Annotated in this window: 15 protein-coding genes; 10 read left to right on the top strand and 5 right to left on the bottom strand. The window is 71.8% G+C overall.

Annotated features, from left to right (window positions below):
* Positions 1–21 precede the first annotated feature (21 nt).
* Positions 22–1,254 (top strand): glycosyltransferase, encoded by a 1,233-nt coding sequence (locus OG452_RS32410; RefSeq protein ID WP_327299102.1) that lies wholly within the window; start codon positions 22–24, stop codon positions 1,252–1,254.
* 41 nt (positions 1,255–1,295) lie between these two features.
* Here OG452_RS32410 and OG452_RS32405 read toward each other — a convergent pair whose 3' ends face one another.
* The gene (locus OG452_RS32405) at positions 1,296–2,594 is read right to left on the bottom strand and encodes a TerD family protein (protein ID WP_327299101.1); all 1,299 of its coding nucleotides are present in this window, start codon (positions 2,592–2,594) and stop codon (positions 1,296–1,298) included.
* Positions 2,595–2,876: 282 nt separating this feature from the next.
* Here OG452_RS32405 and OG452_RS32400 point away from each other — a divergent pair, with 282 nt between their 5' ends.
* The 4 genes from OG452_RS32400 to OG452_RS32385 all read left to right on the top strand — a co-directional run bounded on the left by OG452_RS32400 (position 2,877) and on the right by OG452_RS32385 (position 7,172).
* Positions 2,877–3,320: a DUF6643 family protein gene (locus OG452_RS32400; protein WP_327299100.1), complete on the top strand. Its 444-nt coding sequence runs from the start codon at positions 2,877–2,879 to the stop codon at positions 3,318–3,320.
* 164 nt (positions 3,321–3,484) lie between these two features.
* On the top strand, positions 3,485–3,865 hold the full coding sequence (locus tag OG452_RS35510; RefSeq protein ID WP_405559791.1) for a hypothetical protein: 381 nt from the start codon (positions 3,485–3,487) through the stop codon (positions 3,863–3,865).
* 149 nt (positions 3,866–4,014) lie between these two features.
* Complete coding sequence (locus OG452_RS32390) at positions 4,015–4,623, top strand: Rv1733c family protein (RefSeq protein ID WP_327299099.1); 609 nt, start codon at positions 4,015–4,017, stop codon at positions 4,621–4,623.
* Positions 4,624–4,712: 89 nt separating this feature from the next.
* Positions 4,713–7,172 carry a right-handed parallel beta-helix repeat-containing protein gene (locus OG452_RS32385; RefSeq protein ID WP_327299098.1) on the top strand — a complete coding sequence of 820 codons (2,460 nt, stop codon included), beginning with the start codon at positions 4,713–4,715 and terminating at the stop codon, positions 7,170–7,172.
* On the opposite strand, the gene OG452_RS32380 is transcribed toward OG452_RS32385, so the two are convergent.
* The gene (locus OG452_RS32380; RefSeq protein WP_327299097.1) at positions 7,132–9,561 is read right to left on the bottom strand and encodes a hypothetical protein; all 2,430 of its coding nucleotides are present in this window, start codon (positions 9,559–9,561) and stop codon (positions 7,132–7,134) included. The two genes, OG452_RS32385 and OG452_RS32380, sit on opposite strands and share 41 nt — an antisense overlap.
* 281 nt (positions 9,562–9,842) lie before the next feature.
* On the opposite strand from OG452_RS32380, the gene OG452_RS32375 reads away from it, so the two are divergent.
* Positions 9,843–10,676 (top strand): DeoR/GlpR family DNA-binding transcription regulator, encoded by an 834-nt coding sequence (locus OG452_RS32375; protein WP_327299096.1) that lies wholly within the window; start codon positions 9,843–9,845, stop codon positions 10,674–10,676.
* A gap of 141 nt (positions 10,677–10,817) precedes the next feature.
* The gene (locus OG452_RS32370; RefSeq protein WP_442810132.1) at positions 10,818–11,519 is read left to right on the top strand and encodes an alpha/beta hydrolase; all 702 of its coding nucleotides are present in this window, start codon (positions 10,818–10,820) and stop codon (positions 11,517–11,519) included.
* A 32-nt stretch (positions 11,520–11,551) separates the two neighbouring features.
* On the opposite strand, the gene OG452_RS32365 is transcribed toward OG452_RS32370, so the two are convergent.
* Positions 11,552–11,941 carry a DoxX family protein gene (locus OG452_RS32365; protein ID WP_327299095.1) on the bottom strand — a complete coding sequence of 130 codons (390 nt, stop codon included), beginning with the start codon at positions 11,939–11,941 and terminating at the stop codon, positions 11,552–11,554.
* A 203-nt stretch (positions 11,942–12,144) separates the two neighbouring features.
* On the opposite strand from OG452_RS32365, the gene OG452_RS32360 reads away from it, so the two are divergent.
* The gene (locus OG452_RS32360; protein ID WP_327299094.1) at positions 12,145–12,618 is read left to right on the top strand and encodes an SRPBCC family protein; all 474 of its coding nucleotides are present in this window, start codon (positions 12,145–12,147) and stop codon (positions 12,616–12,618) included.
* Between the two features lie 80 nt (positions 12,619–12,698).
* Here OG452_RS32360 and OG452_RS32355 read toward each other — a convergent pair whose 3' ends face one another.
* Entirely contained in the window at positions 12,699–13,832 is a 1,134-nt protein-coding gene (locus OG452_RS32355; protein ID WP_327299093.1) for a PLP-dependent cysteine synthase family protein, read from the bottom strand.
* 221 nt (positions 13,833–14,053) lie between these two features.
* On the opposite strand from OG452_RS32355, the gene OG452_RS32350 reads away from it, so the two are divergent.
* Both OG452_RS32350 and OG452_RS32345 read left to right on the top strand, forming a co-directional pair.
* Positions 14,054–14,365, top strand: a complete 312-nt coding sequence (locus tag OG452_RS32350; protein WP_327299092.1) for a hypothetical protein — start codon at positions 14,054–14,056, stop codon at positions 14,363–14,365.
* 140 nt (positions 14,366–14,505) lie between these two features.
* The gene (locus OG452_RS32345; RefSeq protein WP_327299091.1) at positions 14,506–15,003 is read left to right on the top strand and encodes an ATP-binding protein; all 498 of its coding nucleotides are present in this window, start codon (positions 14,506–14,508) and stop codon (positions 15,001–15,003) included.
* A gap of 69 nt (positions 15,004–15,072) precedes the next feature.
* Here the strand turns inward: OG452_RS32345 and OG452_RS32340 are convergent, their stop codons facing one another.
* Positions 15,073–15,363, bottom strand: coding sequence for an SHOCT domain-containing protein (locus tag OG452_RS32340; RefSeq protein WP_327299090.1), 291 nt, complete (start codon positions 15,361–15,363; stop codon positions 15,073–15,075).
* Positions 15,364–15,585 lie beyond the last annotated feature (222 nt).

Below are 15,585 nucleotides of genomic sequence, written 5' to 3'. Positions count from 1 at the left end.
CGGTGGGGCAGACTTCGGCGGATGAGCGCCATTGCCTGGATCGCCGTGTGTTCGCTGGCCGTGTGGATGTGGCTGCTGCTGGGGCAGGGGTTCTTCTGGCGGACGGACCAGCGCCTGCCACCGCGCGCCGCCCCCGCCGTCTGGCCGTCCGTCGCGGTGATCGTGCCTGCCAGGGACGAGGCCGGCGTCCTGCCGCTGAGCCTTCCCTCGCTGCTGGCCCAGGACTATCCCGGCGAAGCGGAGGTCTTCCTGGTCGACGACGGGAGCTCCGACGGCACCGGAGAGCTGGCCGCCCGGCTGTCGGCACGCCACGGCGGCCTCCCGCTGACCGTCGTCTCCCCCGGCGAGCCCGAGCCCGGCTGGACGGGGAAACTGTGGGCGCTGCGGTACGGGATCGGGCTCGCGCGTGCGCGGGAGCCGGAGTATCTGCTGCTGACGGACGCCGACATCGCCCATGAGCCGGACAGCCTGCGCGAGTTGGTGGCCGCGGCGGGTTCGGCCCGGCTCGACCTGGTGTCCCAGATGGCGCGGCTGCGCGTCGCGAGCTTCTGGGAGCGGCAGGTCGTGCCCGCGTTCGTGTACTTCTTCGCCCAGCTGTACCCGTTCCGGTGGATCAACCGGCCGGGGGCCCGTACGGCGGCCGCGGCCGGGGGCTGCGTACTGCTGCGGACCGAGGCGGCGGAGCGGGCCGGCATTCCGGAGTCCATCAGGCAGGCGGTGATCGACGACGTCTCGCTGGCCCGCGCCGTGCAGCGCAGCGGGGGCCGCATCTGGCTGGGGCTCGCCGAGCGGGTGGACAGCGTGCGCCCCTATCCGGGGCTCGGCGATCTGTGGCGGATGGTCTCGCGGAGCGCGTACGCCCAGCTCCGGCACAGCCTTCTGCTGCTCACCGGCACAGTGCTCGGCCTGGCGCTGATCTATCTCGCGCCGCCGCTCACGCTGGTTGCCGGTCTGCTGTGGCGTGATGGCCCCGCCACATGCGCGGGCGGGCTCGCCTGGCTGGTGATGGCGGGCAGCTATCTGCCGATGCTGCGGTACTACCGCCAGTCGCCGCTGCTCGCCCTGGCCCTGCCGTTCACCGCGCTGCTGTATCTGCTGATGACGGTCGACTCCGCGGTGCAGCACTACCGCGGACGCGGCGCCGCCTGGAAGGGGCGGACCTACTCCAGGCCTGAACCGGAGTCCGGGCCGGGGGCTGCCGCCGGGGCGGGGGCCGGATCCGACCTCCCGCCCGGAGCGGCGCAGGACCTCTGAGCGCCGCTCCACGGTCTCTCCGGTCCGGGGCCCAGGGGTGCTCACTTCCTGCCGGGCGTCCAGTTCATGCCCCACCCGTACGCCTGATCGATGGTGCGCTGCGGGCTGACGCCGCGGTCGGGCACCAGGTAGCGGGCTTCGCGCTGGACGACGAGATCTCCGGCGTTGTTGGTGATGAGCGCCAGCGCGCAGACCGTGGAGGGCACGGTGCACTCGTCGAGCGAGAAGTCGATGGCCGCGCCGTTCTGCGGCTGGAGCGTGACCGTCGCATGCAGATCGGCGAAGCTTCTGGCCCCTTCGTAGATCGTCACGAAGATGAGGACCCGTCTGATGTTGTTCTTCTGGTCGAGGTTGACGGTGAGGTTCTCCCCGGCCGAAACGGAGCCGGTGCGGTCGTCGCCGTCGAGATGGATGTACGGCGGCCTGCTCAGCGATCCGAACGCGTTGCCCAGGGCCTGTACGACGCCCTTGCGGCCGTCGGTCAGCTCGTAGAGCGCACAGAGATCGAGGTCGATACCCGAGCTCCCGGCGACGGCCTTGCCGAGCTTGGCCGCCCAGCCCTTGGGCTGCTGCTGGCGGGTCACCCAGTTGAGGTTGACCCGCATGGCCCCCGATGTCCCGCCCTGTTTCGCGAGGGAGACCGCCGGCGCCGCCTTCGTCAGGGTGACCTTGCTCAGCCGTACCGGGGTGGGCGGTGCGGCGGGCGGCGGCTGGGGTGCGGGAGCGCTGTACGGCGCGGCGGGAGCGGCCTGCGGGGCCGCGGGTGGAGCAGGAGGCGCCGGTGGGGCGGCCGGGCTCTGCGCGGCGGGCTTCCGCGTGTCGTCCACGGTGATCCCGAAGTCCGTGGCCAGCCCTTCGAGCCCGCTGCCGTACCCCTGCCCGACCGCACGGAACTTCCAGGCGCCCTGCCGCCGGTAGAGTTCACCGAGGAGGAAGGCCGTCTCCACCGTCGCGTCCTGGCTGTCGAACCGGGCGATCTCCGTACCGTCCGCCGCGTCGAGCACCCGTACGTAAAGCCCGGGCACCCGTCCGAAGCTGCCCCCGTCGGCCGAGGCGGCGAGGACCACCCGCTCGATGGCCGGCTCCACCAGCGTGAGGTCGACGGAGAGCGTGTCGGTCGCGGTGCCCGGTGTGGTCGTCTTGCCCTCGTGGCGTACCGCACCCGACGCGTGCTGCGGCTGGTTGTAAAAGACGAAGTCGGCGTCCGTACGGACCTTTCCCGATGCCAGCAACAAGGCCGAGGCATCGACATCCGGCACCCCCGGACCGGGCCGCCATCCCAATTCGACCCGCACGGCCTGAGCCGACACCGGAACATTGGTTCCCTTAAGCATTGACATGCTCGCCCCCAACTGGCGTCGTGAAGCCGTAGATTTCCGTACGGCCAACCTAATCCCAGCCACCGGTGAGCGCTCCCGGCGAGCACGGGAAGATCATTGCGCCATCTGACGGCAACCCATCGGTAACCGGCCGCGAGCAGGTCCCTACCCGATCAGAGTCGGGCCTGACGACCGTTTTTGGCAAGTTCGCTCGCATTGGGGATCCACAGTCACCTGCAACGCGCCAAACAACCCTCTTATCGGGCTCCCCAATCAGCACATCGTGGGCTTTACTTATGTGCCATGACGTCCCCCCGTGCGACCTACGGTGGCGGTTACTACTCCGCGCCGTCCTTCCCGGACACCCCTATCTACGATTCTCTTGTCGCAGAGCGGGGCACCCCTCAGATCGCTCCGATCCGAGTCCCTTCGGCTTACGACACCGGCAACAGCTACCTGCCGGCACTGCCATCGGCGCTTCCCGCGCTGCCTGCCGGTCCTTCGCAGCAGGTGCCGTCCTACGGCTATCCGCAGCCCATGGCGCAGCCCGCGCCGATGCAGCACGCGCCGGCCCCGTACATTCCGCAGCAGGCCACCGCGCCGCGCGGCTACCCGGGACCGCAGCAACAGCCGCAGCGGCCCGTCGGCGGCGCCGGTTACGAGGCGATGCGTCCCGCGGCTCAGCGGCCCGCGCCCTCGCCGTACGAGGATCCGTACAACCGCCCCTACCAGGGCCGCGGGTACTGACGGTCCTTCCGGCACATCAGGACCGGACGGCAGGACGACTGCCGTGTCGCAACCGGTTCCCGCAGTTCTGCACGGAATCCACATCCATCCGGTCACGTCCCTCACGGGGTGCGTCGGGTTCGGCCGCGGTCGGACCCTGGGGGCCGGCCGGAGACAATCGGTGGATGTTCGTGGACCAGGACGGTAGCGCTAGCGCCGTCGATCAACGCCGGGCTCCACGGCTGGCGTTGGCAGCAGCCGAGCCACTGCCCGGCGGCGTGGTCAGGCTGTCAGCACCGGGGCGCGAGACGCTGCCGCTGACGGCGCTCTCCTCGCCCGACGCGCCCTCAGCCCCCGCATCGGCGGGGGCGGCCCACCGGGAGAAGGTCCCCTTCCGATGGACCGGTTCCGGCCAAGTTTCGTCATGCCCTGCTCGCAGGACCGGGCCGAGGACGGCCGCGCCGGAGAACCGCCGCACCCCCGCCCTCCACCGCCGCGTGGACAATGGCCTGCTGGTCGGCCGGAATCCCGTCGCCGGGGGCGACCGGCGTCCCGCACGTCGGTGATCCGGCGCACATCCTCGGACGAGAACCGTTTCCCAGGGAACTCACAGATACGGCAGGCTCGTTGTACGGGGTGAGATCGATCTCGCCGCGCCCCGTCGCGGGCAGGCTGTGCGGTGAGGTCAGGACGGAAGCGGAAGGGGTGCGGGACGGTGCGAGCAGCAGTCGGTGTGTGGCGTTGGCGGCACAATCCTCTCCGCCGTGGAACCGACCTCGCCGAGGCGTGGGTGGCGCTCGTCGCGCTGCTGCTCATCGCCGTCGCCGCGCCGATCGTGGGGTGGCTCTGCGGCTCCCTCACCGGCAGCGCCCTCCAGGACATCGCCCGGGCCCAGCGCCGGCACCGGCATACGGCGACCGCCACGGTCGTACGTGCGCTGCCGGACCGGTCGGCACTGGCCGCGAACCCCGACGGGATCTCGGACGCCGTGCCGCGGGGCCGGGCCGCCGTCGTCTGGACCGGTGGGGACGGCAGCCGGCACACCGGGGTGCTCTCCACGTTCAAGGGCGGCAATCTGCCCGGCGACCGCTTGCGTATCTGGACCGACGACCGCGGAAACATCGTCACCAGACCCATGAGGCCCCGCACGGTGCGGGCCCGCGCGGTGCTGGCGGGGTTCGGGGCGGCCGCCGGGGCGGCGGGGCTCATCGTGGCCGGGCGCCGTCTCGTCGTATGGCGTCTGGTACGACGGCGGTACGTGAGACTCGACCGCGCCTGGAGTGAAGCCGGTCCCGACTGGGGACGCACGGGCACAGGCAGCTGAGACCGCCTCTCGCGTCAACTCCCGCGCCCCCAGCGCGCTACGGTGGGGCCACATCCGTCGGGCACACGAGGTGGGGGCACAACAGCGCCATGGCACAGGGCACGGTCCAGGTGACGTACACCGGAACATCGAGGTGGCGGCGCCGCACAGGCGAGTACGTCTCCCTCGCCGCAGCCCTGGAGGCCGCAGGCGACGGTGACATCCTCACGGTTGCTCCCGGCACGTACCGCGAGAACCTCGTCGTCCAGCACGCGATCACGCTGCGCGGCGCCGACGGTGCGGTCGGCTCGGTTCGGATCGCGCCCGCCGACGGCATCCCGCTCACCGTGCGGGCGTCCGCTGTGGTCCAGGACCTCCAGGTGGAGGGGCAGGACTCGTCAGCGCCCGCGCTGCTCGTCGAGGAGGGCACCCCCGAGCTGCTGGGGCTGCGGATCGTCACCCGCTCCGCCGTCGGCATCGAGGTGCGCGGGGCCGCCCGGCCGACCGTGCGCCGGTGCACGGTGGACAATCCGGCGGGCGTCGGAATCGGTGTACTGGACGGCGCCGGCGGGGTGTTCGAGGAGTGCGAGGTGGTCGCGGCCGGCCAGTCGGGGATCTCGGTGCACGGCGGGGCGCACCCCAGGATCGAGAGCTGCCGGGTCCACCACGCGTCCGGGGCCGGGCTGAGCGTCTCCGGCGACGGCAGCGGCCTTGAGGCCTTCGGCTGCGAGATCTACGAGGTCAAGGGCACCGGTGTGCAGGTCGCCGCGCGCGCGTCGGCCCATCTCACCGACTGCACCGTCCACCGCACATCGGCCGACGGCGTCACACTCGACACGGACGCGGTACTGACGCTGTCGGACTGCGACATCCATGACATCCCGGAGAACGCGGTCGATCTGCGGTCCCGTTCGGTGCTCACGCTGACACGCTCGACCGTCCGGCGCTTCGGGCGCAACGGGCTGTCGGTCTGGGACCCGGGCACCCGGGTCGATGCCAACCAGTGCGAGATCCACGACAGTACGGGCGACTACCCCGCCGTCTGGGTCAGCGACGGCGCGACGGTGGTGCTGGACTCCTGCCGGGTGCACGACGTGCCGGACGCGATCTTCGTACTGGACCGCGGCTCACGGGCCGACGTGGTCGACAGCGATCTCTCGCAGGTGCGGAACACGGCGGTCTCGGTGAGCGACGGCGCCACCGCCCAGCTGGACGACTGCCGCATCCGGGACGCGTCCACCGGCGCCTGGTTCCGCGACCACGGCAGCGGCGGCACGCTCAGCGGCTGCACCATCGACGCGGCCCAGACCGGTGTCATCGTCACGAAGGGCGCCGATCCGAGGATCGAGCGGTGCACCGTGACCTCGCCGGCGGAGGCGGGCTTCTATGTCTCGGCCGGGGGGCGCGGCACGTTCCACAACTGCCGGGTGTCGGGCAGCGCCGGGTACGGCTTCCATGTCATAGACGGCTGCCGCACCACCTTGACCCGCTGCCGTACGGAGCGGTGCGCGCGCAGCGGTTACGAGTTCGCCGACGGCACCCTGGGTGAGGGCGGCGCGGGCGGCCCCGTGGTGGAGGACTGCGCCAGCGACGAGAGTGCCCTGCTGACCGAGGTGCACGGGGCGCCTGCCGCAGGGGCGACCGCCGTGGCGACCGCGACGCAGACATCCGGTCTGCTCGGCACGCTGCCCGGTCCCCGGCCGGCCCAGCCCTCCGCGCAGCCGGCCTCCTCCGCCCCGGCGCCCGCGGACGAGCCCATACGCTCCTCGGTGGACGTTCTGGGTGAACTCGACACCCTGGTGGGCCTGGAGAGCGTCAAGCGCGAGGTGCGCGCCCTCACCGACATGATCGAGATCGGCCGGCGGCGCGCCGCCGCCGGCCTCAAGGCGGCGTCAGCCCGCCGCCATCTCGTGTTCACCGGCTCCCCCGGCACGGGCAAGACCACGGTGGCCCGGCTGTACGGCGAGATCCTCGCCTCGCTCGGAGTGCTGGAGCGCGGTCATCTCGTCGAGGTCTCCCGGGTCGACCTGGTGGGCGAGCACATCGGCTCGACGGCCATCCGCACCCAGGAGGCGTTCGACCGGGCCAGGGGCGGGGTGCTCTTCATCGACGAGGCGTACGCCCTCTCCCCCGAGGACTCCGGGCGGGACTTCGGCAAGGAAGCCATCGACACACTGGTCAAGCTGATGGAGGACCACCGGGACGCGGTGGTGGTGATCGTCGCCGGGTACACCGCGGAGATGGAGCGCTTCCTGGGCGTCAACCCCGGTGTGGCGTCCCGTTTCTCGCGCACCATCACCTTCGGCGACTACGCGCCCGAGGAGCTGCTGCGGATCGTCGAGCAGCAGGCGGACGAGCACGAGTACCGGCTCGGCGACGGCGCGCCGGAAGCCCTGCTGAAGTACTTCACGGTGCTGCCCAAGGGTCCGGCCTTCGGCAACGGCAGGACCGCCCGGCAGACGTTCGAGTCCATGGTGGAGCGGCACGCCGGCCGGGTGGCCCAGTTCTCCGAGGTGTCGACCGACGATCTCAGTCTGCTGTTTCCGGAGGATCTGCCAGAACTCCCGTGACCGGACCGGAACCAGCCTCTCCGGCGTCTCCCCCGGGAGGGCCCAGGTTCTGATGTGCCGCCTGGTGTGCGGCTTGGCGCGGCACCGCCGTCGCCAGCCGGTCCAGCAGCGCCCCGCGCTCCTCGGCGAACGCCGGGTCGGCCTGGTAGTCGGAGTGGCCCAGGACCGGGTCGGGCAGCGGGTGCTCGCGGGTTCTGCCGTAGGCGGCCGGATCGAGCAGTGGTCCCCGGTCGACGTCACCGTCGCGCAGCACCCAGCCCCCGATGGGGTCCGTGGCCCGCCACAGATTGCGCCAGCAGGGCACTTCCCGGTGCAGCCGGTCCAGGCAGTCGGGCCCGAAGTACGCCGGGAACCACCGCCCGTACAGCCGCTCCAGCGGTGAGCCGTAGGTGAGCAGCGCGACCCTGCTGCGGGTACGGGCGGGCAGCTGCCAGACCGCGGCCGCCGCCAGCACGCTGCCCTGTGAGTGGCCCGAGATGACGAGCCTGCCGCCGGTGCGGTCGGTCCAGGTGAACATGCGCCACGTCAGGTCGGGAACCGCGCGCTCGGCGTAGCAGGGCGGCGCGAAGGGGTGCGCCGCGCGTGGCCAGAAGGTGCCGACGTCCCAGAGGATGCCGACGCTGCGCCGCGCCGACGCGTCACGGTACGCGCGCCTGCCAAGGGTGACGAACAGTATGAAGCCGAGACCGACCAGCCAGGACCCTGCCGCCTGCGCGGCGTCGGTGGCGGCCGCGATGAAGGAGGGCGCGTCGTCGGCCGCCCGGCCCGGCACCTGCTCGCTGAGCCAGGAGCCGGTCAGCGCGCCTCCTCCGAGCAGCAGGGTGGCCGCCGAGACGATACCGACGAACGGCGGTGCGGCGTCGGTGAGCTGGGCGCGGGCCCGGATCCCGGCGATCTGCCGGGTGCGCACGGTGTCCGGTTTCTCGTGCGGGTAGTCCGTCATGAGGGTCGCCGCGATGCGGCGTTCGCGGTGCAGTGTGCGCAGGGCGTAGTAGGCGACCGGGAGCAGCAGCAGGAGCAGCAGCACCGGGATGACGGACGCCTGCCAGCTGAGCAGCACCGGCGGTCCCGCGATGGAGCTCTTCCTGCCCATCCCGGGGGTGCCGGGCCCGTCGAGCCAGTCGGCCACGCGCTGGGCGACGCCGCCGGTCATCACGCCGCCGAGCGCGCAGGCGAGCAGGGCGACCGCGGGCCCGGCCAGTCCGCGCAGTGCGGTACGGGTGTGGGGAGACCGGCGGTACATCGCCATGGCGACAGCGGTCAGCACGACGACGAGAGCGAGTTGGGCGAGGGTCAGGATGCCGAAGCTGCGGTCGCCCGGGAGGGTGCCGCTCGACTGCCAGCCGGGCCGCGACCATGCGGCGTAGAGGGCGGAGAGTCCGAGCAGGGTCAGTGCGCCGCCCGGCAGCAGGGTGACGACGGCCCGGTCGAGTTCCTCGTCGAGCCGGGTCTCGGTACGGCCCCTGCGGCAGACCACCCACACCACAACTGCGGCCGCCACGAGGAGCGTTGCCTCAAGGAGCCAGCCGATGGCCTCCAGGAGGGTCGCCGACGAGCGGCGGTCGAAGGCGGCCGTGGCGACAGTGAGCGCGGCGGCGACGGTCAGGAATCCGGCGGCGGTGTGTGCCGCGCGCAGCCGGGCCACGAGCCTGCGCCCGTACCAGAACCCGGGCCTGCCGAGCGCGGGCCCGGGGCCCCCGCCGTCGCCGTCGCCGTCGCCGTCGCCGGGATCTCCGGCATCCGCCGCACGGGCGTCGTCGCCCAGCGGCTGCTGGGACTCGTACGCGCTCCAGGTGCGGTTGGAGAGGTACCAGAGCAGCGCCGTCAGAGCCGAGGGGACGAGCGCGGCCGCGGCCAGCCTCCGGCCGGGCTGCGCCCACCAGCCGCCGTGCGCGGCGGCCAGGAACCCGAGCCAGGACTTGCCGTCGGAGCAGCCGGACGATCCGGCGCACTGCCAGGCCGTCAGATCGAGTGCCACTTCGCAGGCCGAGGCGACCAGCAGCACGGTCAGGCTGAGCGCGACGAGCCGTACCAGCACGCCGTACAGCCGGACCACACGTAACCCGCCGCGGCCGGACGGCAGCATCCAGTGGGCGAGGTTGACGACCATGAAGGGGAGCAGCAGCAGCCACAGGGCGCGGGCGCTGTTGCCGGAGGTGAGGTTGGACCAGACGTACGCCTCGGGGACCGGCCGGCCCCTGGTGTTCTGCGGGTGCGCGTCGGCGTCGGTGTCGACGGCACGGCGGTAGACGGCCGCCGTCTCGTCGCCGGTGATCCGGACGGTGTGCGCGTCACCGAGCATCCCCTGCGGGGTGGCTCCGCCGACGCCGTGAACGAGGAGTTCGAGGGCGGGGGCACCGCTCTCACCGGGGGACGGGGGTGGGGACACTGCGGTGGCTCGCTCTCGTGAAGGGGACGGTCGGCGGTGTGTCCAGAATCCCGGATGGCTGCGGCCCGCCGCACGTCTCTCACTGAATCTCCCCCCGGAAGAGGACGGACAACCAGTGGCGCGGCGGAGAACTCTGCGTGCGAGGATGGGGGATCCCCGTTGGCCAGGGGTGAGGGTCTTCTGTTCGGACCGGGCCGGACCCCGCGGGCCCCGGCCCGGTCCAGACGGAAGATCCTGGCTTCCGGCCACCGCATCGGCGCGTGGAAGGACCGGACTCTGCGGTGAGCGACAATCAGAATCTGCTCGCGGAGCAGCGTCGCGCCCTGATCCTCGACGAGGTACGGCGGCGGGGCGGAGTCCGCGTCAACGAACTCACCCGCAAGCTCAACGTCTCGGACATGACGGTCCGCCGGGATCTGGACGCGCTGGCGCGCCAGGGTGTCATCGAGAAGGTGCACGGCGGCGCGGTGCCGGTGGTCGAGGCGTCCACGCACGAGCCGGGGTTCGAGGCCAAGTCCGGTCTCGAACTGAGCGCCAAGGAGGACATCGCGCGGGCCGCGGCGGCGATGGCCGCGCCCGGCAGTGCCATCGCCCTGTCCGGCGGGACCACGACCTACGCCCTCGCCCAGCAGCTGCTGGACGTGCCGGATCTGACCGTGGTGACGAACTCGGTGCGTGTCGCCGATGTCTTCCACGCCGCTCAGCGGGTCATGGGCGGGGGCGGGCAGCGGCCGGGCGCCGCGACGGTGGTGCTGACCGGCGGGGTGCGTACGCCGTCGGACTCGCTGGTGGGCCCGGTGGCCGACCAGGCGATCAGGTCGCTCCACTTCGATGTGCTGTTCCTCGGTGTGCACGGCATATCGGCAGAGGCAGGGCTCTCCACGCCCAATCTCGCGGAGGCGGAGACGAACCGCAGGTTCGTGCAGTCCGCGCGGCGGGTGGTGGTGGTCGCCGACCACACCAAGTGGGGCACAGTCGGGCTGAGTTCGTTCGCGGCGCTGGAGGACGTGGACGCGTTCGTCACCGACTCCGGGCTGTCCGAAGAGGCGCGCGAGGAGATCACCGAGTATCTGCCGGGTCTTGTCGTGGCGGGTGGCCGCGAGGACACCGGCTGACGGGCGGACCCGGCCACGCGCTCCATGCTCCGCGGTGGGGCGATCCGAACCCCCGGCGGCCACGAAGAACCTTGCGGGGGGTTCGGACGGCGCAGCCGTACGGGCCCGCGAACCCACCGGCCAGGAAAGGAAGTCCCGCGCGTGTCCGAACGGCGCAATGACGGCGTGCAGCAGCCCGCCCTGATACTCACCAGGCCCTGCACGGCCCCGAAGGCCGCGGTGCTGCTGCTGCACGGCGGCCGGGCCGACGGTCTGCGTCCGCCGCCGCCGTGGAATCTGCCGGAGGTGCGGATGCGGCCCATCGCCTCGCGGATCGCCGGGGCCACGGCGGGGCACTCGGTGCTGCTGGGGCGGGTCCGCTACCGGTACCACGGCTGGAACGGCACCCGCGCGGACGCCGCGCACGACGCGCGGCGCGCCCTCGATGAACTCGCCGCAACCGCGGGCGACATCCCGGTGGTTCTCGTCGGGCACTCCATGGGCGGCCGTGCGGCGCTGAGCGCGGCCGCGCACCCGTCGGTACGCGCGGTGGTCGGCCTGGCCCCCTGGTGCCCGCCGGACGAGGCGGCCGGTCATCTGCACGGCCGCACGGTCGTGCTGCTGCACGGGGACCGGGACCGTACGACCGATCCCGGGGAAAGCGCCGCGTTCGTGCGCCGGGCCCGGGAATCCGGTGCCCGGGCGTGCGCCCTGACGGTCACCGGCGGGGATCACGCGATGCTCCGCAGGCCCGGACTCTGGCACGCCCTCACGGCCGGTACGGTCACGGGCCTGCTGGAACTGGCGCCGCTGCCCCGGATGGTGGACTGGGCGCTGGAATCCGGGGCGGCCCGGACGGAGTGAGCCCGGCCGCCGGACCGCGCGCCGCGACGGTGTCAGCGCGCGGCGGCGCCGCGGCGCGCGGTCCGGCTCACCTTCGACGCCCAGGCGACCAGCGGCAGTTGGAGCGGCAGGCGGGCGAGCGCCGCTGCCTTCAGCGGCGCGGGCCGGTGCCGCCAGTCGTACGCCATCTGCACGTTCGCGGGGAAGACCGCCACGAAGAAGCCGGCGGCGGCGCGCGCGCTGACCCCTCGGGTGGCGGGCAGCGCCACACCCGCCGCGAGCAGCAGCTCGACCACTCCGCTGACCTGGGTGTAGGTCCGGGCCCTGCCGGGCAGCCAGGGCGGCACCGTGGTGTCGAACGGGCGCGGAGCCAGGAAGTGAGCCGCTCCCGCACCGGCCAGGAGGGCCACCAGATACTTCGTCGGACGGTCAGCGGCCGGCATGAGCCCTCCAGAGTTCGGTGCGCTGCGGCGTACACATCGCACAGGTGCGCGTACGGAGTGATTCTTACTTGCCGGTAGCTTCCTTGGGAAGCCCGGCGTCGCGTCGTCCGCGCGGACGCCCGCCTCCCCCGGTACAGACAGCTGATAAAGCGTCAGCTATGGTATGCGGGCCTGTCCCCACCGACCTCTGGAGGTGCGGCCCGATGGCTCACCGACTCCGCCCCGTCGGCCTCGACTTCATCGAGACCGCACCGCTGCGCCTGGTCTTCGCCGCAGGAGTGTCCGCCGCCCCCGACGCCGTCTACCGGGCGCTGGCCGAGGACATCGCGGGCTGGCCGTCCTGGTTCACCGCGGTCACCATGTGCCGCGCCACCAAGGGCGGCCGCGAGGTGCGGCTCAAGGGCGGCACCCGCTTCCAGGAGTCGGTGGTCGCCGCGGAGCCCTCGACCCGGTACGCCTACCGGATCGACGAGAGCAACACCCCGGGCCTGCGGGCCCTGCTGGAGGAGTGGCGGCTCACCGCGACGGACTCCGGGACCCGCGTCCAGTGGACTTTCGCCGCGGACGGGCTCGCACCGCTGCTCACCGGGATCCGGTTGGGCCGGTCCGGTCTGGGGCGGGCCTTCCGCGACGCGACGCGCAATCTGGACGGCCGGATCGCCGCGGCCACCGCATAGACCGGGCCCTCAGCCGGACCGGCCGGACCGGATCCGCCGGACCGGCCGGACCAGATCCCCCGCCGGTCCGGACCAGGCCCTCAGTCGGTCCAGACGCCCGTGGCCAGCAGCCTCTCGATGGCCGTGGCGTACGGCGTGATGTCGAGCCCCTGCTCCTCCAGCCAGCTGTCGGAGTAGTACTTGTCCAGGTAGCGGTCGCCCGGGTCGCAGAGCAGGGTGACCACGCTGCCCGTACTCCCATCGGCCACCATCTCGGCGACGATCTTCAGCGCGCTCCACAGCCCCGTACCGGTCGATCCGCCCGCCTTGCGGCCGATGGCGCGGTCGAGGGCGCGGACGGCGGCGACGCTGGCCGCGTCCGGGACCTTCATCATCCGGTCGATGGCACCGGGCACGAAGCTCGGTTCCATCCGGGGCCTGCCGATGCCCTCGATACGTGAGCCGCAGTCACTGGTCGCGGTCGGGTCGTTCCGGGTCCAGCCGTCGAAGAAACAGGAGTTCTCCGGATCGGGGACGCAGATCCGGGTGTCGTGCTGCATGTAGTGCACATAGCGGGCGATCGTCGCGGATGTGCCGCCCGTCCCCGCGGTCGCCACGATCCAGGCGGGCTCGGGGTACCGCTCCAGCCTCAGCTGCTGGTAGATGGACTCGGCGATGTTGTTGTTGCCGCGCCAGTCCGTGGCCCGTTCCGCGTACGTGAACTGGTCGATGTAGTGGCCGCCGGTAGACGCTGCGAGCGAGGCGGCTTCCTCGTACATCTTCCTCGAGTCGTCCACGAAGTGGCACTGCCCGCGGTGGAATTCGATCAGCCGGCACTTCTCCGGGCTGGTCGTACGCGGCATGACGGTGATGAAGGGGACGCCGATGAGCTTGGCGAAGTACGCCTCGGAGACCGCTGTCGAACCGCTGGACGCCTCGATGACCGGCTTGCCGGGCCGGATCCACCCGTTGCAGAGCCCGTAGAGGAAGAGCGAGCGGGCGAGCCGGTGCTTCAGGCTGCCCGTGGGGTGGGTGGACTCGTCCTTGAGATAGAGGTCGATGCCCCACTCCTCCGGCAGCGGAAACCGCAGCAGATGGGTGTCCGCGGACCGGTTGGCATCGGCCTGGACCTTGCGGACGGCCTCCTTGAGCCAGGCCCGGTACTCCGGGTCGCTGCGGTCCACATCGGCGGTCGCCGCCGCTCCGCCCCCCGGTCCCTGTGCGCTCGTACTCACGCGTGCCGCCCCTCATGGTTTCCGCTCCGGTCTCCACCGTGACCATACCCGCCCCACCTGCACAAACGTTCACTTTGACCACCCATAGGGCTGACTTGTGGAACCGCTGGACACACCGGCACATGCCAATGCGGAGCCGTTACCCCCGGTGTACTGGTGCGCGGGCCCGAGCCCCGGCACACTTCCCGGAGGGAGACGAACAGAAGAGGGCGGGGAGCGCGATGTCGGAGGCAGAATTCACTGCGACGGGTGTACGGATCGAGCGGTGGACCCGTTCGCTCACCCGGGCCGGACAGGTACTGATCAAGGACGGCAGGCTGGCGCTGCTCACCAGCAGCGGACGCGAGATCGACAGCGCCCCGCTGACCACCGTCAGCGCGGGAAAGCCGTGGTTCGCCAAGGTCGGCCGCATGGTGGCGACCGTCAACGGCACTCGCTACCGGCTCACGATGGGCCAGCGGAACATGCCGCTCGACAGCTCCAGGTCGGTCTCCAGGTTCCTGGACGCGGTCCACAGGGGCAGCAGGCGCTGAGCCCGGCGCGAGTTGCGAAGCCCCACCCCCTGGGTGACTCTGGTGTCACATCACTAACGGTTTACCGGCAGTCACGCTGAGAACAGCTCTCCGCCGGGCCACTTCGCCTTCTTCCGGACCTCATTCGGGGAGTCGCTGCCGTGATCACCCAGCCAACCAGGCACTGCGCGGTAGAACTTCAAGCGCTGCCGTCCCGCATCGGGCAAGTCCGCAGAATCGTATCGGCGCAACTGCGCTACTGGCATCTAGATCCCCTGATCGACCAAGCAGCGCTGGGCGTCACCGAGTTACTCACCAATGTCCACCGGCACGCCCAGCCGGACAAACTGTGCACCGTGGAGATGGATCTGCTGCTCGACCGGCTCACTGTCTCCGTCCGCGACCACGACCCCCGGATGCCCATGGTGTGCGACGCCGAGCAGTTCGCCACCTGCGGGCGCGGCCTTTCGATGATCGCCGCTGTCAGCGAGTGCTGGGGCGTACGGCCGCACGGGGCGACGGGGAAGGTCGTGTGGTTCACGCTGCCGGCCGCTCCGCCCGCCACACCACTCGCCCATCGCACTCCGGTGTACGGCGCGACGACATCCGGGCCGTTCGCCGACGACCGCCCGGTGGACCGGTCGGCGCTGGTGAGCTGACCGGCGGCCGGACGGTCACGGGGGCCCGCAGCATCGCTGCGGGCCCCCACGCCGGGACGAGGTGACGGGTCAGAGGGGCCCGCCCCTGGAGACGTGGCCGAACTGCTCGTCCAGGACGGACAGCCGGCGCCAGTACTCCTCCTCGTCGATCTCTCCGGAGGCGAACCTGCGGCCGAGAATCGCGATCGGCGCGGGCTCGCCCTGGGCGGAGCTCATCCGGCCGGGGCCCTGCCACGGGCCTCGCCTGCCGCGCCACACGGTACGGCGCAGAACGGTGACGACCGTGAAGATGACCACCGCCCAGAGGAACGGGAAGAACAGGATCCACGGCCCGGGTCCTGCGAAAGCCAGCGTGTTCATGTCGGTTCAGCTCCTCGGTGGGAAAGTTCCCAACTGGTTCCCTGCTGACATCGAGCCTCTCTCGACGAGCGGCCCACGGCGTCGTACGGCCAGCGGCAGTGCGCCTGCTCCGACGGGAGTACGAGGAGGTTGGGCGGGAGTACGGGGAGGCTCTCCGGGAGTACGTGGAGTACGGCAGGCCGCCCCTGCCCGGAGCAGGGGGGCCGTGTCCGGCTCACCGCC

It is taken from the genome of Streptomyces sp. NBC_01197, assembly GCF_036010505.1.
Taxonomy (GTDB): Bacteria; Actinomycetota; Actinomycetes; order Streptomycetales; family Streptomycetaceae; genus Streptomyces.
This window is presented reverse-complemented; position numbering and strand designations above follow the sequence as displayed.